General features: G+C 64.0%; 15 protein-coding genes. 7 read left to right on the top strand and 8 right to left on the bottom strand.

The annotated features are described in order from the left end of the window. Both H8A95_RS34195 and H8A95_RS34190 read left to right on the top strand, forming a co-directional pair. Positions 1 to 226 (top strand): carbohydrate porin (locus H8A95_RS34195; protein WP_229187145.1); only part of this gene is annotated, 226 nt, incomplete at its 5' end. A 222-nt stretch (positions 227 to 448) separates the two neighbouring features. Next, the gene (locus H8A95_RS34190; RefSeq protein ID WP_229187144.1) at positions 449 to 1,906 is read left to right on the top strand and encodes an FAD-dependent monooxygenase; all 1,458 of its coding nucleotides are present in this window, start codon (positions 449 to 451) and stop codon (positions 1,904 to 1,906) included. Between the two features lie 9 nt (positions 1,907 to 1,915). On the opposite strand, the gene H8A95_RS34185 is transcribed toward H8A95_RS34190, so the two are convergent. The 3 genes from H8A95_RS34185 to H8A95_RS34175 all read right to left on the bottom strand — a co-directional run bounded on the left by H8A95_RS34185 (position 1,916) and on the right by H8A95_RS34175 (position 6,071). Further along, the gene (locus H8A95_RS34185) at positions 1,916 to 3,541 is read right to left on the bottom strand and encodes an FMN-binding glutamate synthase family protein (RefSeq protein ID WP_229187143.1); all 1,626 of its coding nucleotides are present in this window, start codon (positions 3,539 to 3,541) and stop codon (positions 1,916 to 1,918) included. 348 nt (positions 3,542 to 3,889) lie between these two features. Continuing rightward, entirely contained in the window at positions 3,890 to 4,759 is an 870-nt protein-coding gene (locus tag H8A95_RS34180) for a patatin-like phospholipase family protein (RefSeq protein WP_229187142.1), read from the bottom strand. A gap of 538 nt (positions 4,760 to 5,297) precedes the next feature. Then, entirely contained in the window at positions 5,298 to 6,071 is a 774-nt protein-coding gene (locus tag H8A95_RS34175) for a ferredoxin--NADP reductase (protein WP_229187141.1), read from the bottom strand. Between the two features lie 297 nt (positions 6,072 to 6,368). Between H8A95_RS34175 and H8A95_RS34170 the strand changes: the two genes are divergently transcribed. After that, positions 6,369 to 7,304, top strand: coding sequence for an ATP-grasp domain-containing protein (locus H8A95_RS34170; RefSeq protein WP_229187140.1), 936 nt, complete (start codon positions 6,369 to 6,371; stop codon positions 7,302 to 7,304). Between the two features lie 43 nt (positions 7,305 to 7,347). Here H8A95_RS34170 and H8A95_RS34165 read toward each other — a convergent pair whose 3' ends face one another. Beyond that, positions 7,348 to 7,704, bottom strand: coding sequence for a response regulator (locus H8A95_RS34165; RefSeq protein ID WP_229187139.1), 357 nt, complete (start codon positions 7,702 to 7,704; stop codon positions 7,348 to 7,350). A gap of 198 nt (positions 7,705 to 7,902) precedes the next feature. Between H8A95_RS34165 and H8A95_RS34160 the strand changes: the two genes are divergently transcribed. Both H8A95_RS34160 and H8A95_RS34155 read left to right on the top strand, forming a co-directional pair. Then, the gene (locus H8A95_RS34160; protein WP_229187138.1) at positions 7,903 to 8,163 is read left to right on the top strand and encodes a hypothetical protein; all 261 of its coding nucleotides are present in this window, start codon (positions 7,903 to 7,905) and stop codon (positions 8,161 to 8,163) included. Positions 8,164 to 8,278: 115 nt separating this feature from the next. Next, complete coding sequence (locus H8A95_RS34155) at positions 8,279 to 8,707, top strand: hypothetical protein (protein WP_229187137.1); 429 nt, start codon at positions 8,279 to 8,281, stop codon at positions 8,705 to 8,707. Between the two features lie 58 nt (positions 8,708 to 8,765). Here H8A95_RS34155 and H8A95_RS34150 read toward each other — a convergent pair whose 3' ends face one another. Continuing rightward, the gene (locus H8A95_RS34150; RefSeq protein WP_229187136.1) at positions 8,766 to 9,722 is read right to left on the bottom strand and encodes an amino acid ABC transporter substrate-binding protein; all 957 of its coding nucleotides are present in this window, start codon (positions 9,720 to 9,722) and stop codon (positions 8,766 to 8,768) included. 12 nt (positions 9,723 to 9,734) lie between these two features. After that, entirely contained in the window at positions 9,735 to 11,024 is a 1,290-nt protein-coding gene (locus tag H8A95_RS34145) for a dicarboxylate/amino acid:cation symporter (RefSeq protein WP_229187135.1), read from the bottom strand. A 217-nt stretch (positions 11,025 to 11,241) separates the two neighbouring features. Here H8A95_RS34145 and H8A95_RS34140 point away from each other — a divergent pair, with 217 nt between their 5' ends. Further along, positions 11,242 to 12,243, top strand: coding sequence for an NADP-dependent oxidoreductase (locus H8A95_RS34140; RefSeq protein ID WP_229187134.1), 1,002 nt, complete (start codon positions 11,242 to 11,244; stop codon positions 12,241 to 12,243). 300 nt (positions 12,244 to 12,543) lie between these two features. On the opposite strand, the gene H8A95_RS34135 is transcribed toward H8A95_RS34140, so the two are convergent. Together H8A95_RS34135 and H8A95_RS34130 are read right to left on the bottom strand one after the other, a co-directional pair. Continuing rightward, positions 12,544 to 15,708, bottom strand: a complete 3,165-nt coding sequence (locus H8A95_RS34135) for an efflux RND transporter permease subunit (protein WP_229187133.1) — start codon at positions 15,706 to 15,708, stop codon at positions 12,544 to 12,546. Between the two features lie 12 nt (positions 15,709 to 15,720). Beyond that, complete coding sequence (locus H8A95_RS34130; protein WP_476727258.1) at positions 15,721 to 16,878, bottom strand: efflux RND transporter periplasmic adaptor subunit; 1,158 nt, start codon at positions 16,876 to 16,878, stop codon at positions 15,721 to 15,723. Between the two features lie 250 nt (positions 16,879 to 17,128). On the opposite strand from H8A95_RS34130, the gene H8A95_RS34125 reads away from it, so the two are divergent. Continuing rightward, positions 17,129 to 17,652 (top strand): cysteine rich repeat-containing protein (locus H8A95_RS34125; protein WP_229187132.1); only part of this gene is annotated, 524 nt, incomplete at its 3' end.

Genomic DNA, 17,652 nt, shown 5'->3' with positions numbered 1-17,652 from the left:
CTCCGCCTCGCACCGCGATTACCTCGCCGCCGGCGGCCTGGGTCTTTTGATCGGCGACGGCGCGCTCAACTATCGCAACGAAGGCATCTTCGAGAGCTATTACGCCTATTCGGTCAACAAGCACTTCACGGTGACCGCGGACTATCAGTTCATCACCAACCCGGCCTACAACGCCGACCGCGGCCCGGTGCACATCTTCTCCGGCCGTCTGCACGGCGAGTTCTGATCCTGAAGTCATTGCGAGCGAAGCGAAGCAATCCATAGTTCCGCACGCGCGGAAGCATGGATTGCTTCGTCGCTTCGTTCCCCGCAATGACGGATTGACCGAAATTGGGCACGGCCACGCCAGCGCCCTCTCCCCACTCAGATATATGTAGACCCCCCGGGCTTGCCGCAAGCCCGGGGTCATCCCGTAGAACGCGCGCCCAATCAAACGGAGGAGTGCGGGATGCGGGAACATGCTGTGGTGATTGCCGGCGGAGGTCCGACCGGGCTGATGCTGGCGGGCGAGCTGGCGCTGGCGGGGATCGACGTTGCCATCGTCGAGCGGCGCGCCAGCCAGGAACTTGCAGGCTCGCGTGCAGGCGGGTTGCACGCGCGCACCCTCGAGGTGCTCGACCAGCGCGGCATCGCGGATCGATTCGTCTCGGAAGGGCAGCGCCATCCGGTCGTGCACGTCCACCCGATGCCGCTCGATCTCAGCGACTTTCCCACCCGGCATAATTACACGCTCGCGCTGTGGCAAAACCATATCGAGCGCATCCTGGCCGAATGGGTCGGCGAGCTCGGCGTACCGATTTATCGCGGGCGCGACGTGACCGGTTTTGCGCAGGATGACAGCGGCGTCGATGTCACGCTGTCCGACGGCGAACTGCTGCGGGCACAGTATCTCGTCGGCTGCGACGGCGGACGCAGCCTGGTTCGCAAGACGGCCGGCATCGATTTCCCCGGCTTCGATCCGACCACCAGCTGGCTGATCGCGGAGGCGCAGATGGCGGAGGAGCCGACCCTCGGCTTTCATCACGATGCCGTCGGGATCCACGGGATCGGTAAAATAGAGGACGGTCGCGGTTTGCGGCTGGTGCTGACCGAGCGGCAGCTGCGCTCCTCCGAACCTGACTTGAGCGATGTGCGCGAGGCGCTCATCGCGATCTATGGCTCCGACTTCGGCATCCACAGTCCCGGCTGGATCTCACGATTCACCGATACGACGCGTCAGGCTGACGCCTATCGCGAACGGCGCGTGCTGCTCGCCGGCGACGCCGCGCATGTGCACCCGCCGATGGGCGGACAGGGCCTCAACATCGGCGTGCAGGACGCGGTCAATCTTGGATGGAAGCTGGCGCAGGTGGTCAAGGGCATCGCGCCGGACGGTCTGCTCGACAGCTACCACACCGAGCGCCACCCGATCGGCGCCCGGGTGCTGCGCAATACGATGGCGCAGGTCGCGCTTCGCCGCACCGACGACCGCTCCAAGGCGCTGGATGAGTTCGTGCGCGAACTGCTCAGTATGGACGAGCCGCGCAAGCGCTTTGCCGCGGTCTTGTCCGGGCTGGACATTCGATACGATCTCGGCGGCGGCCATCCCCTGCTCGGCCGCCGCATGCCCGATCTCGACCTCGTCACCGCCGATGGCCCGACGCACGCCTTCGCGCTGCTGCACCAGGCGCGACCGGTGCTGCTGAATTTTGGCGGGCCCGGCAGCACCGATATCGCGGGATGGACCGACCGGATTCAGCTGGTCGACGCCAAGTATGGTGGCGAATGGGAGCTTCCGGCGATTGGCACGGTTGCGGCCCCGACCGCGGTGCTGGTCCGGCCCGACGGCTATGTGGCGTGGGTCGGTGAGCAAACCCACGCGGGGCTAACTGAGGCGCAGGCGAAATGGTTCGGCGCGCCTGCCTAGCGGAGCGCCCTACCCCGCCGGCTGGAACGAGTCGGCGCGCGCCATCGCCCAGGCGTCGCGGAAGCGGCGGTCCTGGGTGCCGTCGAATAACTCGCCGGGGCGCAGCGTCGGATAAAGCTCGGCGAAGGAAGAGACCTCGGTGGTCGAGCTCCGCTGCGAGAAGTGGATCGGGCGCAGATCCTTGGTGTGCTCGAGCCCGGCGGCGGCGAGCAGCTCGGTCAGCGCGTGCAGGGTCGAGTGGTGGTAGTTGTACACGCGCTCGATCTTGTCGGGGACGTAGAGCGCGCGGTTGCGGATCGGATCCTGCGAGGTGACGCCGGTCGGGCAGCGGTCGGTGTGGCAGCTCAGGGACTGGATGCAGCCGAGCGCGAACATGAAGCCGCGCGCCGAATTGCACCAGTCGGCCCCGATCGCCATCGCGCGCGCCATGTCGAAGGCGGTCGCGATCTTGCCGGAGGCGCCGATCTTGATGCGATCGCGCGCGCCGATCCCGATCAGCGCGTTGTGGACGAAATTGACGCCCTCGCGCATCGGCATGCCCAAATGGTCCATGAACTCGAGCGGCGCGGCGCCGGTGCCGCCCTCATTGCCGTCGACCACGATGAAGTCGGGATAGAGCCCGCTCTCCTTCATCGCCTTGCAGATCGCCAGGAATTCCCAGGGATGGCCGATGCACATCTTGAAGCCAGCCGGCTTGCCGCCGGACAGTTTGCGCATCTGGGCCACGAACTCCATCATCTGCACCGGCGTCGAGAACGCCTTGTGATAGGCCGGCGAGATGCAGTCCTCGCCCATCGGCACGCCCCTGATCTTGGAAATCTCCTCGGAGACCTTCGCCGCCGGCAGCACGCCGCCATGGCCGGGCTTGGCGCCCTGGCTGATCTTGAGCTCGACCATCTTGATCTGGTCGTCACCCGCGACGCTTGCGAAGAGCTCCGGATTGAAGGTGCCGTCGCGGTTGCGGCAGCCGAAATAACCGGAGCCGACCTCCCAGATGATGTCGCCGCCCATCTCGCGGTGGTAGGGACTGACACCACCCTCGCCGGTGTCGTGGGCGAAGCCGCCCTTCTTGGCGCCGGCGTTGAGCGCCCGCACCGCGTTCGGGCTCAGCGCGCCAAAGCTCATCGCCGAGATGTTGAAGACCGACGCCGAATACGGCTTGGTGCAGTCGGGGCCGCCGACGGTGATGCGGAACTTCTCGTCGGCACGCGGCTTCGGCGCCACCGAATGGTGCATCCACTCATAGCCCTCGCGGTAGACATCCTCCTGGGTACCGAACGGCCGCTTGTCGAGCACCGCCTTGGCGCGCTGATAGACCACCGCGCGGGTGTCGCGCGAGAACGGCATGCCGTCCTTCTCGCTCTCGAAGAAATACTGCCGCATCTCGGGGCGGATTTCCTCGAGCAGGAAGCGGACATGCGCCGAGATCGGGTAGTTGCGCAGCACCGCGTGGTTCTTCTGCGTCAGGTCGCGGATGCCGAGGAACGTCAGCGCGCCGAAGATCACCAGCGGGATCAGAACGATCTTGAAGACCTTGTGGTCGAAAATTCCAACCAGCAGCAGGAGCGTGGTGACGACGGCGCAGATCGTCAGCACGATGAAGCGCGGCGAGAACGGAAGCAGCATCGTGTCCATCAAATCCCCTCCGGTCTGCCCTGACTACCCTGTCGGCCGTGAGCCTAATCCAACTCGCGGAACAAGTGCACTACGGTTATACGGCCGAGCGGTCACAGATGTGACAACCGCCCGGATGGGCGGGTGCGGATGGCATGATCGTTCAATTTGACATCACTGCTGCAGTGCAACGAAGGAAGCGGCGCAAAGACTGTGCTCCCTCGCCCCGCTCTTGCGGGGAGAGGGTTGGGGTGAGGGGCTGCTTCCGCATACACGGTGACCATTGCGTTCGCGGAGACTCCCCCTCACCCGGATCGCATCTTGCGATGCGATCCGACCTCTCCCCGCAAGCGGGGCGAGGTTACCGCCTCAATGGTCGTGCGGCTGCAATTCGTGCGGGATGTGGCCCGGCTTCAGGCCGTCGCCGGCAAGCCACGCATTGGTGGTGTCGAGCGCGCGGGCAATGTGATCGGCGGTCCGGGAGAAATCATAGGGCGAGCCGACCAGCGGGCAGAGCGGCGGCACGACGAAATACTCGACACCGGGACCGATATTCTCGAGCTCGTTGACGAGTTGCCGGGCGATCAGGAGCGTCAGCGCATGCAGCGCGTTGGCGAGCGCGCCGACCGGCGGCGCCTGGTTGGCGCAGGCATGCCCGGTCGGCAGCACGATCAGGCGTTTTGCCCCATGCTTCACGGCTACGCGGACCGGCGTGTTGCTGGAGATCGCGCCATCGGCGAGGTAGTGATCGCGATAGTGCACCGGCGTGAACGCGCCGGGGATCGCGGTCGATGCGACGATCGCCTCCGCGGCCGAGCCTTCCGACAGCACCACGCTGTCGCCGCTGATGATGTCTGTGGTGACGATGTGGATCGGGATCCGCGCGTCCTCGAGATTGCGGAACGGGATGTAGTCGTCGATCAGCTTACGGACGCCATCGTGCGGGATCAGGAAGTCGCGCCGCCACAGGAAGCTCACCAGCGTCCGCCAGGTCACCGGAAACACGTCCTGCCGGTTCAGATGGCGCCAGATCTCGGCGAGCCGCGCCACGCCCGAGACCGTCGGGTCACCAGCATAGAAGGCGCCGTTCAGTGCGCCGACGCTGGAGCCGACCACCATATCGGCGACGATGCCATGCCCGGCCAGCGCCTGCAGCATGCCGACCTGGATCGCGCCAAAGCTGCCGCCGCCGGCAAATACAAAGGCAGTCTTCGGTGCATCCGGATCGGTGATGGACAAAATGCGGCTCCCTGGTCGCCGCGTTCGGGAAACGGCGCGCGGCGTTGGAGGCGTTATAGCAGCGGGGATTGGCGAGGCACCATACGAGTGCAGCGAGACCGCATCCTCATCGGGGCTGCGCCCCCTCTCCGGCTCGCGGGCCGGGGAGGCGTGTTGCCAAAATATCGAAAACAACCCCATGCAAAGTAGCCGGCAGTGGCCGGCGCTCGACCATGCGACTTGACGCGTCGGGCAACTCACGGGCACACTTCCAACATTCCGAAATCAGGCAGACATACGCTCGCCCCAGGCGCATATGGCATTTGCGTGCTTCTGTAATCGACGTTCCACGTCGTCATGACCGATAGCTATATGCGATAGCCCTGCCCGCACGCGGGAGAGACGAAGCAGGTCTGTGCGCACGCCTCGCCAAAAAATGCAAAAGGCCAGAGCCCAATGGGGCCCCAGCCTTCGCAAAACAGGGAGCGGTGGCAATGGTCCTGGCTCCAGCGCGCAATTGCGCAAAAGGCCAGGACGACAACCTTAACGTTCGACGAGATCAGCGCTCGACGAACGCCTTCTCGATCACGAAGTGACCGGGGGTGTTGCCGCTGCCTTCCCTGAAGCCGCGGGTCTCGAACAGCACTTTCAGCTCTTCCAGCATCGCCGGGCTGCCGCACATCATGATGCGGTCGGTCTCGATGTCGAGCGGACCCTGGTGCAGATCGGTGAACAGCTGGTTGGAGGTGATCAGGTCGGTGATGCGGCCGCGGTTGCGGAACGGCTCGCGGGTCACGGTCGGATAGTACGAGAGCTTCTCCGACAGCAGAGGCCCGAACAGCTCGTCGTCGCGCAGCTTGGCGACCAGCTCCTCGCCATAGGCGAGCTCGGAGACCTGGCGGCAGCCATGCACCAGCAGGATCTGGTCATAGCGATCATAGACCTCCGGGTCCTTGATCAGGCTGGCGAACGGCGCAAGGCCGGTGCCGGTCGACAGCAGCATCAGCCGCTTGCCGGGGATCAAATTGTCGGTGATCAGCGTGCCGGTCGCCTTGCGGCCGACCAGGATGGTGTCGCCCTCGCGGATCTTCTGCAGCTTGGAGGTGAGCGGGCCGTCCTGCACCTTGATCGAGAAGAACTCGAGCTCTTCCTCGTGATTGGCGCTCGCCATCGAATAGGCGCGCAGCAGCGGCCGGCCCTCGACCTCGAGGCCGATCATGGCAAACTGCCCGTTCTGGAAGCGGAAACCGGAATCGCGGGTCGCCCGGAAGCTGAAAAGCGTATCGGTCCAGTGCTGAACGGAAAGAACTTTCTCTCGATAGAACGCGCTCATGGGTTTTCGTTTTCTCGACTGACCAGATTTAGAATGGTTTGATTTCTAGACTGCTCGCGATGGCGCAGAAGTGGCCGAAATCACTGAAGATCTCGCGTTTCCATTGCGCCAATGCATGAGATAGTCAAGATCAACTGGCGTGCAATTGCGATCTCAGAATGGCAGTCGTTCGATTTCGCGCAGAGGTTCAGCCACGACATCGTTAACACGTGGTGCTGCACGTAATTTACTTGCTGAGATCAGCACCGATCTGGCAATTAATTGCTACGAAAACCGTGGCGAAGGGAAAATGATCTCGTGGTCCTGATCAGCCAGCGAATCTTCCTGGAAACCATCAAAAAATATTGTTTGGCGCACTCCGTTGCCGTCGAGGTGCGGTCCGGCGGCTGGCTGGTCGTCATGACCAGGGGTAGCGAGCGGCGGCTTGCGATCGGCTACGACATCGGGCTGAACAGCGCGGTCGCGCATCAGGTCGCCAACGACAAGTCGGCCTGCGCGGATGTGCTCGCATCGGCCTGCGTCCCCGCGATTCCGCATACGCTGTTTCTCGGCGCGAGGCTCAGCAAGCACATTCCAGGATCGGACTCGCTGGACGCCATGCGGCGTCTGCTCGACGCGCATCCGCATGGACTGGTCGTCAAACCCAATCAGGGGACATCCGGCGAGCTCGTCTTCCGCGTGACGACGCCAACGCAGCTGGAGACCGCAGTCGCGAGCATCCTTGCTGCGCACCCAAGCCTTGCGATCTCGCCCTATGTCGAAATCACCGACGAGGTGCGCGTCGTGCTGCTCGATGCGCGCGCGCTGATCGTCTACGCCAAGACGCGCCCGTCGGTGGTCGGCGACGGCATCCAGTCGCTACGTGCGCTGGCACAGGCGGCCGCGACGGCCGAACAACTCAAGACCATGGCCGAGGATTTCGACGCCGCCGTGCTCGACGCCATTCCCCCTGCCGGCGAACGGCTTCTGCTGAACTGGCGGCACAACCTCGATGCCGGTGCGGAGCCCGTGCTGCTCACGGACGATGCCACACGCGACGCCTGCGTTGCGCTGGCGATCACAGCCGCGCAGGCCGTCGGCATCCGCTTCGCCTCCATCGACGTCGTGCGCGTCGATGGTGCATGGAAAGTCCTCGAGGTGAACTCAGGCGTGAAGATGGAAGCGCTGGGCCACCGGCAACCGGCACTGGTCGAAGCGGCGTATTCGGCGGCGCTTGACGCCGTGTTCGCGTAAGCAGCGCGCCACGCGCTTTCGCCAACCTCCCAATCCGCAACAATTACGACGCCAGCTCTCGCAGCAGGGTGGGTGGATAAACCGGCTTCTCGAAGAACTTGACGCCATCAGGCAGCGCGCCGTCCGGAGGTCGGCCCGAGATGACCAGGACGCGAACTCCTGGATCACAATCGATGGCCAGACGAGCAAGCTCGACGCCATCCATTTTGCCGGTGAGTTTCACGTCGGTGACCACCAGCGACGGGTGACGCCTCTTGATGGCCAGCGCAGCCGTCTCTGCATCTTCGCATTGGATGACGTCGAAGTGACCTTCCTCCAACAGCAACGCGATCATGTCGCGCTGGATTGTATCGTCTTCAACCACGACTGCGAGTTGGCGAATTGGCCTAGCGTAACCCATGGCATCCTCCAATCGGTCAACTCTAGTTAATGACTGAGGACGCCTAAAGTTCTGGTTCCAAACTCAATGACCGGCGAATTCCGCCAAGCCTTCGCAAGTTCCGACCGGAACAACTTTCGAGGTGTCGGAGTCATCGATGAGCGGCGAGCCGGATGGCTCGGGCCTGGGGAAAGGAAGTCGTTCCAGGAGGCGAAACTCATGAAGGACGCTGGACAGTCGGACCGGGATGTTTGCGAAACCTTTGGAGCTGACGCGGCGCCGAGCGCGCGGAGCTATCAGTCCTCTCCACGACTGGTTGAAGATGAGGTCCGCGAACAACACGCCAACGTCATGCGCTTCAAGACGATGGAGCAAGAGACGACCGATCCGCTCGGCGCTCGCCTGTTGCACGACATCATTGACGAAATGGAAGCGGAGCTATCGCAGGTGGTCAAGCGAATCGTCGCGGAGCGGCATTAGCCGGTGAAGCGGCGCGTTCGGAAATCCCAATATTGAATTTTGCCTGCCGATGATGCCTGAGCGATCGCGGCGCGTGGAAACTCGAACCAGATCCCGCCGGATCGATGGAGCGTTGATGGGGGCTATTGTTGGGCGCGCGATCTTCCAGGTCATGGTTGTGCTAACGGCGGTCGGCATCGTTGCCCTCGCCTGCATGGCGGCTCGAGGAGTCCAACGCGGGCGCGACGCTGTACAGGTCAGTTTCGTCGATTCCGCGGCTTGCTCATCCCGCTCAAGGGAGTACGCTTCCGCTCATTCATTGATCCGGATGCAGATTATGCGCAAACTTCTTTTGAGCTTCCTCGCAGTCGCGGCGTTCATCGGCACCTTCAATCCGCCGGCCGCCAACGCTGTGTTCTGGCGCGGCGTCACGGCCCCGATGAATATCGACATCCACGGCTACCCGATCATCAAGGAGCCACCTCCGAGCACATGCCAGTTGATCCATGTGAACGGATTCTGGGTCCGGCAGTGCCTGGATATGTCGCATCGCTATTGGCGGTGAACCAGGCCGCGCCGGCTTTTCGACCTCCCCCACTTGGGGAGAGGTCGAAATGCGAAGGCTAGTTCGCGCCGCCCGCCGAATCGTCGAGCGCCTTGAAGGCTTCTTCGAGCTGTGGTGACAGCGCGACGTTGAGCTTCTCGCCGGTCGGCAGGCGGGCGACGAACCACTTGTTGTAGAGCGGGATGATGTCGCGGTTCGAGGCGAGCTTGCGGAACGCGCGCTCGACCACGTCCTTCATCTGCGGCTCGCCCTTGCGGTACATGATGCCGTAGGGATCGTAGGACAGATAGTCGCCGGTGACGCGGAACTTGTCCTGCGACTTGTGCCGCGCGATCAGGCCGTAGAGCAGGATGTCGTCGGTCGCGAACGCATCCGCCTTGCCGTCCACCAGCATCTGGTAGGACTGCTCATGATCGCCCGCGGTGACGATGTTGAGGCCGAGCTGTTGCTTGGCGTCGACATTGTGCATCGCCTGCTCGTTGGTGGTGCCCTTGGTCACCACCACCGTCTTGCCCTTCAGGTCGGCAACCTGGTTGACGCTGGAGGCTTTCGGCACCATCAGCTTGGTACCGGCCACGAACATCAGCGGCGAGAATGCGACCTGCTTGCCGCGCTCGGCATTCGCCGTGGTCGATCCGCACTCCAGATCGATCTTCTTGTCGACGACCGCCGGAATGCGGTCGTCGGAGGTGACCTTGACGTAGTCGACCTTGAGGTTGGCGTCGTCGACCTCGGCCGCGATCTCGTCGACGATCGCGTCGCACAGCTCGAGACTGTAGCCGATCGGCCGGTTGGAGTGGTCGAGGAACGAGAATGGCGGCGAGCTTTCGCGATAGCCGATCCGCACCGAGTGCGTGGCCTTGATGTTGGCGAGCGTGGGGCTGAGCCCCTCGCCCGCCGGCTGTGCGGACACCGGTCCGATCAGCAGGCTTGCCGCCAGCAGACATGCTGACAGCAGGCATGTCGACAGCAGAGACGCCTCAGCCCGTATCGGCCTCCAGCGGGCGCGATGCATGCATCCCTCCTGTCAATGACCGGCCATCACGGCGCCGGGCACCGCATCCTGCGGCACCGCGTCGTCGGGCCCGAGCTCGTGCTCGGCCTTCAGCTCGCCCTCCCACTTCGCGACCACGGCGGTGGCCAGCGAGTTGCCGATCACGTTGGTGGCGCTGCGGCCCATGTCGAGGAAGGTGTCGATGCCCATGATCATCAGCAAACCGGCCTCGGGGATGCCGAACTGCGACAGCGTCGAGGCGATCACCACCAGCGACGCGCGCGGCACGCCGGCCACGCCCTTCGAGGTGATCATCAACGTCGCCAGCATCGCGAACTGCGTGCCGAGCGACATCTCGATATGGTAGGTCTGCGCGATGAAGATGCTCGCGAAGGTGCAGTACATCATCGTGCCGTCGAGGTTGAAGGAATAACCAAGCGGCAGCACGAAGGCCGAGATCCGCGAGGAGGCGCCGAACCTGTTCAGCCCCTCCAGCGTCTTCGGATAGGCCGCCTCCGAGGAGGCGGTCGAGAACGCGATCATCAGGGGCTCGCGAATCAGCCGCAGCAGATGGCTGTAGCGCGGCCCGATCACGACGAAGCCGACGATCACCAGGATGCCCCACAGGATCAGCAGCGACAGGTAGAAGCCGCCCATGAAGACGATCAGCTTCCAGAGCACGCCGAGGCCGTTCTTGGAAACGGTCGCCATGATCGCGGCCCACACCGCGATCGGTGCAAACAGCATCACATAGCTCGTGACCTTGAGCATGATGTGGGCGAGATCGTCGATCAGGCTCATGATCGGCTTGGCGCGCTCAGGCATGGCGCCGAGCGCCACCGCGAAGAACACCGCGAACACCACGATCTGCAGGATCTCGTTCTGCGCCATCGCATCCGCGATCGAGGTCGGGATCAGATGGGTCAGGAATTTCTCGATCGAGAAGGCCGAGACCGGCAGGCCGGTCGACTGCGCCTTGTCGGGCAGCGTGCCGGGGAAGTTGGCGCCGGGCTGTAACAGGTTGACCATCACGAGGCCGAGCAGCAGCGAGACAAACGAGGCGGAAACGAACCAGCCCATGGTCTTGGCGAAGATGCGCCCGAGCTTGGCGCCGCTTCCCATATGGGCGATGCCGCCGACGAGGGTTGCAAACACGAGTGGCGCGATGATCATCTTGATCAGGCGCAGGAACAGCATTGCGATCAGGTTGACGTCGGCTGCGATCTCGGCACGGCTGTCAGGAAAATAGTTGAAGACGATCGTCCCCATTGCGATGCCAAGGACCATCGCAAGCAGGATGTATTGCGTAAACCTGTTCGACATTCTCTTACCCCCGTAAGTTCCCGGCGAAGGGCAAGTGTGGCAGATTTACGCAGCTACGCAACACGCTTCGCGTCGAGCGGGACTTTGCCGGAATGTTCCCGTTGTGGAATGCCAGCGCGCGGATTAGCGTTCATGCAGCGCACAATCTGTGCAATGAGCTGCGCGCGCGGCAGTCAAACTGCATGCGAAACGACCAATGTGAGGGGAGACACCGCCAATGAACGACACCGTCAATCGCCAGATCCTGCTTGTCGAAAAGCCGACCGGCAAGCTCGGCTCCGAGCATTTCCGCCTGACCAAGGGCGCGGTCCCCGCGCCGAAGGACGGCGAGGCGCTGGTGCGGACGCGCTACATCTCGCTCGACGCCGCCAACCGCGCCTGGATGCACGGCGCCACCTACCGCGCTGCGGTCGAAGCCAATACCGTGATGGCCGGCGGCAGCATCGCCGAAGTGGTGTCCTCGAATGACCCCGGCCTGAAGCCCGGCGACATCGTGTTCGGCGACACCGGCTGGCAGGACTATGCCGCGGTGCCCGCCAAGCACCTGGCGAAGATGCCGAAGCTCGAGCCGATGACGCATCTGCTCAGCGTCTACGGCGTTGCCGGCCTGACCGCCTATTTCGGCCTGCTCCATGTCGGCAAGCCCAAGGAGGGTGAGACGGTGGTGGTGTCGGCCGCCGCCGGCTCGGTCGGCTCGATTGTCGGCCAGATCGCCAAGATCAAGGGCTGCCGGGTCGTCGGCATCGCCGGCGGCGCGGACAAATGCCACTGGCTGACCTCGGAGCTCGGCTTCGACGCCGCGGTCGACTACAAGGACGGCGCCACCTACAAGGCACTGCGCGCGGCGGCCCCCAAGGGCATCGACGTCTATTTCGACAATGTCGGCGGCGACATTCTGGAGGCCTGCCTGGCGCAGATGAACAACCGCGGCCGGATCGCCTGCTGCGGCGCGATCTCGCAATATGACGGCGTGCCCTCGGCGCACGGCCCGCGCGGCGTGCCTGGCCTGATCGTGGTGAAACGGCTGATCATGCAAGGCTTCATCGTAATGGACTACATGGACCAGCGCGATGCCGCGCTCGCCGACCTGCAATCCTGGGTCACCTCGGGCAAGCTCAAGGTGCAGGAGGACGTCATCGACGGGATCGAGAACACGCCGCAGGCGCTGATCGGCCTGCTCGCCGGCGAGAACCGCGGCAAGCGCATGGTGAAGGTGTAGCGCGATAGCTCTCAAACCCATTGGAGGCCGCGGACCTTTCACCGCCGTCATTGCGAGGAGCGATAGCGACGAAGCAATCCATCTTTCCGCTTGCGGCGCGATGGATTGCTTCGCTTCGCTCGCAATGACGTGGATGGAGCAACGCGCCCTATCACCGTCATGCTGAGGTGCGCGCTCCTGCGCGCCTCGACGCAGCACGGCCCAGATACCGCGGCGCGGAGACGGTCGGGCCGTCGACCCTTCGAGACGGCCGCTTCGCGGCCTCCTCAGGGTGACGGGGATAGAGTTTGGTGCGCGGAGCTAATGCACCGTGCCAGGCGCTGCCGGCTGCGGCGCGGCGGTCTTGCCCTTCTTCGCCTTGCGCCAGTTCTCGAAGCTCTGGACCACGACGAAGAACGCCGGCACGAACAGCACGGCGAGGCAGGTCGAGGCGATCATGCCGGAAAACACCGTGATGCCGATCGACTTGCGGGCGTTGGCGCCGGCGCCGGTCGCCAGCACCAGCGGCAGCACGCCGAGGATGAAGGCAAACGACGTCATCAGGATCGGCCGGAATCTAGCGCGCGCCGCGTCGATCGCCGACTCCAGCACCGGCTTGCCGTCGCGGATGTGATGCTCGAGCGCGACCTCGACGATCAGGATCGCGTTCTTGGCCGACAGCGCAATCAGCAGGATGGTGCCGATCTGGGTGTAGAGATTGTTCTCGATCCGAAGCGCCGTCAGCACCAGCATGGGCCCGAGCAGCGACAGCGGCACCGCCAGGATCACCGAGATCGGCGCGTACCAGCTCTCATATTGTCCGGCGAGCACGAGGTAGACCAGCAGCAGCGCCAGCGCGAACACGAAGTAGATCTGGCTGCCGACCTCCTTCTCCTGGTACGACATCGCCGTCCATTCAAACCCGGTGCCCGGCGGCAGCGTCTTGGCGGCGATCTCCTCCATCAGCGTCATCGACTGGCCGGAGCTGTAGCCCTGCGACGGCAGGCCGATGATGGTCGCGGACGGATAGAGATTATAGAGACTGATCAGCGACGGCCCGACCGACGGCGTGATCTTGGCCACGGTGCCGAGCGGCACCATGTCGCCATTGCTGTTGCGCACCATCATGTTCTCGATGTCGCGCAGCGTCAGGCGGTATTGCGCATCGGCCTGGGTGTAGACCTGGAAGGTGCGGCCGAACTTGGTGAACTGGTTGACGTAGCTCGCACCGAGATAGGACGACAGCGTCGAGAAGATCTGGTCGGTGGTGACGTGCAGCGTCTCGGTCTTGACGCGGTCGACCTGGACGTCGAACTGCGGCACCATCGAGCGGAACGACGACTGCACCCGCTGCAGCGCACTTTGCGTCTGCGCATTGCTGACGACGGCGCCGGTGACCGCCTGCAGCTTGCCGTAATCGGCGTTGCCGTCACGGAGCTGCACCTGCATGGCAAAGCCGGCGGCGTTGCCGATGCCCTGGATCGGCGGCGGCGGGATCACCAGGATGCGCGCCTCCGGAATCACCGCCAGCTTGTCGTTGAGGCCATAGACCAGCGAGCGCAGATCCTCGCCGGGGCCGCGCGAACCCCAATCCTTCAGGATCACATAGGCAACGCCGGCATTGGCCAGGCTCGACGAGTTGTCGAGCGCGGAGATGCCGGCGATGGCGACCACCTGCTCGACACCCGGCGTCTTGCGCGCGATCTCGGTAACCTGATCGAGCACCCGCTGGGTGCGATCGATCGCGGCGCCGTCGGGCAGCTGCACGGCGGCCAGCAGATAGCCCTGGTCCTCGATCGGAATGAAGCCGGTCGGCACCCGTGACAGCCCGTAGCCGGCAATCCCGATCAGGATCAGCGCGACGAGGACCGAGGTCTTGGCGTGGCCGGCCATGCCGCCGACCAGCCGCGTGTAGCCTCGCTCCACCCGGTCATAGACTGCGTTGAAGCCACGGTAGAAGAAATTGCGTTGCTCCGCTGGCACCGGCGGCCGCAGCCACAGCGCGCATTGCATCGGCTTCAAGGTCGCGGCATTGACGGCGCTGAGCAGCGCGGTCGCCGCGATCACCAGGGCGAATTGCGCGTACATCCGGCCGGTCAGCCCCGGCAGGAAGGCCGCCGGCAGGAACACCGAGATCAAGACCAGTGTGATGCCGACGATCGGCGCGAACAATTCGTCCATCGCCTTGATCGCGGCGTCGTGGCCGGACATGCCGCGCTCGATATTGTGCGCGGCGCCTTCGACGACCACGATGGCGTCGTCGACCACGATGCCGATCGCCAGCACGATCGCAAACAGCGTCGACAGGTTGATGGTGAAGCCGAGCGCGGCCATCGCCGCAAACGCGTCGATGATGGTGACCGGCACCGTGGTCGCGGGCACCAGCATCGCCCGCCAGTCCTGCAGGAACACCAGGATCACGACCAGCACCAGCAGGCCGGCCTCGATCAGGGTCTTGTAGACCTCCTCGATCGAGGCGTTGACGAACTTCGTGGTGTCGAACGGGGTGTCGTATTGGATGTCCTGCGGGAACTGCCTGGCGAGCTGTGCCACCTTCTTCTGCACTTCCTTCTCGACCTGCAGCGCGTTGGCACCGGGCGACAGGAACACGCCGATGCCGGTGGCCGGCTTCTGGTTGAGCGAGAACACCTGGCTGTAGGTCTGCGCGCCGAGCTCGACCGAGCCGAGATCGCGGATGCGGATGACGTCGCCGACATTCCCGGTCTTCACGATGATGTTCTCGAACTGGCTCGCGTCGTCGAGCCGGCCGTTGACGTTCAGCGTGTACTGGAACGCCTGCCCCTGCGGGGCGGGCGGCGCGCCGACCTGGCCCGCGGTGACCTGCTGGCTCTGCTGCTGGATCGCCTGGATGACGTCCTGCGGCATCAACCCGCGCGCCTGCAGCTTGTTCGGATCGAGCCACACCCGCATCGAATATTGTCCTGCACCGAACACGGTGACGTTGCCGACGCCCGGCAGACGCGACAGCTCGTCGCGGATGTTGATGGTGGCATAGTTCGACAGGAACAGGCTGTCATAGGTCTTGTTCGGCGAGGTCAGCGTCACGAACAGCAGGATCGAGGTCGACCGCTTCTGCACCGTGACGCCCTGGTTCTGCACCGCGGTCGGCAGCTGCGACAGCGCCGAGGAGACGCGGTTCTGCACCAGCACCTGCGCAAAGTTGAGGTCGGTGCCGATCTTGAAGGTCACCGTCAGCGTGTAGGTGCCGTCGGCGCCGCTGTAGGACTGCATGTACAGCATGTCCTCGACGCCGTTGACCTGCTGCTCGATCGGCAGCGCCACGGTGTCGATCACGGTTTTTGCCGACGCGCCGGGATAGCGCGTCGTCACCTGGACGGTCGGCGGCACCACATCGGGATATTGCGCGACCGCGAGATTGAACAGCGCGACGCCGCCGATCAGGATCATCAGGATCGCGATGACGTTGGAAAGGACCGGCCGCTCGATGAAGAATTTCGAGATCATGGCACGTGCGTCCTATTTGGCCGGTGCCGTCGCCGCGTCGGCCTTCTGCATCTGCGGATCGACCTTCTGCCCCGGAATCGCGCGCAGCAGCCCGGCGGTCACGATACGGTCATCGGCCTTCAGTCCGCTCTCGATGACGCGCAGCCCGTCGTCGACCTGACCGGTCGTCACCTTGCGCTGCTCGACCACGTTCTCGGCATTGACGACCAGCATGTAGCGGCCACTCTGGTCACTGCCGATCGCGACGTCAGGCACCAGCAGCGCGTTGTCCTGCTTGGTGAAGGGCACGCGAACGCGAACGTAGAAGCCGGGCAGCAGCACGCGATCGGGATTGGGTATCAAGCCGCGAACCGCCAGTGTTCCGGTCGACTGGTTGAGCGTCGGCGACGCGTAATCGAGATTGCCTTTGTGCGGATAGCCGGTCTCGGTCTGCAGACCGACCTCGACCGGCAATGACTTGAAATCGTTCGCGGTCATGCCGCGCTTGCGCGCTTCGTCGCGCACCCGCTGCACGTCCTGTTCGTTGACGTTGAAGTTCACATAGATCGGGTCGAGCTGCACGATGGTGGCAAGCTGGGTGGGCGAGGCCACGCCGACCAGTTCGCCGATCGACACCAGATGGGTGCTGACGATGCCGTCGAACGGCGCCGCCACGTTGGTGTAGCCATAATTGACCGCGGCGATCCTGGTGTTGACCTGGGCCTGTTGCAGATTGGCCTGGGCGTTGTCTCGCGTCGAGGTCGAGTTTTCCAGTGTCGCCTGCGAGACCGCCTGGCGCTGCACCAGATCCTGCTGGCGCTTGAAATCAGACTCGGCCTGCTTCAGCGTCGCCTGCGCGCCGACTTCGGCGGCCTGCGCCTGCTCCAGCTTCAGCTTGTAGGTCTCCGGCTCGATCGTAAACAGCGTGGTCCCCTGCTTCACGAAGGAGCCATCCTGATAGTTGATCGACGCCAGAAAGCCTTGCACGCGCGCGACCAGATCGACGGTCTTGATCGGCGCGGTGTTTCCGGTGGCGTCCAGATAACGTGTGATGGCGCGCTGCACCGGCGGCGCAACTTCGACCTTGGGCGGCGGCGGCGCAACAAAACTGTTTTGCTCGCAGGCACTTAAACTGACGAAAGCCGATATGACCAAGGCGGCGCGTGCCGGTCTCGCATTTCGCAGCCGCACAAAATCGCTCTGACTGAAATGTGCCGATGCGTACGCATGCCTCATTTCCGAGCCTCGATTCAAATGGCTTAATTCAAAGACGTCGCTGCGGGCAAAAAAATCCGCATGCTGCATCCATAGCAACAATCCGCTTGCAGCGGAACTCGAAAGCGAAAATGATGGCGCTCGCCGAGGTTGTTAGAGCAAGACATTTTCAAAACGCCGTTCAGTTGAGCTGGAAGCTTCCGGCGCAACGAGAGGATTTATTCAGATGATCAATGCGTTGACACGTGCAACGAAGCTGTCCGCATGGCTGGCGCTTGCGGCAATCACGAACACTGCGCCGGCCTTGTCGCAGGCGCCGAGCCAGGCGCAGCGCGACGCCATCAAGTCGCAATGCCGCAACGACTACATCGCACACTGCTCAAGCGTTCCGCCGGGCGGCGAAGCGTCACTGCAATGCTTGCAGAAGAACATGGCAAGCCTTGCACCCGGCTGCGCCAGCGCAGTGAAGGCCGTGGAAGCGCCGGCCGCTGCGCCCGCGGCAGCCAAGACCGACGCAGCTCCGGCCGCGACGACGGCCAAGCCCGCCGCGGAGGCCGCGGCACCGAAGGCCGCCGGGGCGCCGTCCAGCGCGCAGATTTCCGCGATCCGCAGCGCGTGCCGCTCCGATTATCCCAAGGTCTGCGCCGGTGTGCCGACCGGCGGTGCACCGGCACTGCAGTGCCTCGAAAAGAACAAGGCGAAGCTGTCGCCGGCCTGCGAGAAGGCGGTGGCCGCTGCCGGCGGCGGCGC

The organism is Bradyrhizobium oropedii (genome assembly GCF_020889685.1).
Taxonomy (GTDB): Bacteria; Pseudomonadota; Alphaproteobacteria; order Rhizobiales; family Xanthobacteraceae; genus Bradyrhizobium; species Bradyrhizobium oropedii.
This window is presented reverse-complemented; position numbering and strand designations above follow the sequence as displayed.

What these genes read in the sequence shown, in the direction of transcription:
- H8A95_RS34160 (WP_229187138.1), top strand. Translation starts at nt 7,903, where the DNA reads ATGAAGGACGCTGGACAGTCGGACCGGGATGTTTGCGAAACCTTTGGA.
- H8A95_RS34140 (WP_229187134.1), top strand. Translation starts at nt 11,242, where the DNA reads ATGAACGACACCGTCAATCGCCAGATCCTGCTTGTCGAAAAGCCGACC.
- H8A95_RS34165 (WP_229187139.1), bottom strand. Translation starts at nt 7,704, where the DNA reads ATGGGTTACGCTAGGCCAATTCGCCAACTCGCAGTCGTGGTTGAAGAC.
- H8A95_RS34135 (WP_229187133.1), bottom strand. Translation starts at nt 15,708, where the DNA reads ATGATCTCGAAATTCTTCATCGAGCGGCCGGTCCTTTCCAACGTCATC.
- H8A95_RS34190 (WP_229187144.1), top strand. Translation starts at nt 449, where the DNA reads ATGCGGGAACATGCTGTGGTGATTGCCGGCGGAGGTCCGACCGGGCTG.
- H8A95_RS34185 (WP_229187143.1), bottom strand. Translation starts at nt 3,541, where the DNA reads ATGGACACGATGCTGCTTCCGTTCTCGCCGCGCTTCATCGTGCTGACG.
- H8A95_RS34150 (WP_229187136.1), bottom strand. Translation starts at nt 9,722, where the DNA reads ATGCATCGCGCCCGCTGGAGGCCGATACGGGCTGAGGCGTCTCTGCTG.
- H8A95_RS34155 (WP_229187137.1), top strand. Translation starts at nt 8,279, where the DNA reads ATGGGGGCTATTGTTGGGCGCGCGATCTTCCAGGTCATGGTTGTGCTA.
- H8A95_RS34145 (WP_229187135.1), bottom strand. Translation starts at nt 11,024, where the DNA reads ATGTCGAACAGGTTTACGCAATACATCCTGCTTGCGATGGTCCTTGGC.
- H8A95_RS34175 (WP_229187141.1), bottom strand. Translation starts at nt 6,071, where the DNA reads ATGAGCGCGTTCTATCGAGAGAAAGTTCTTTCCGTTCAGCACTGGACC.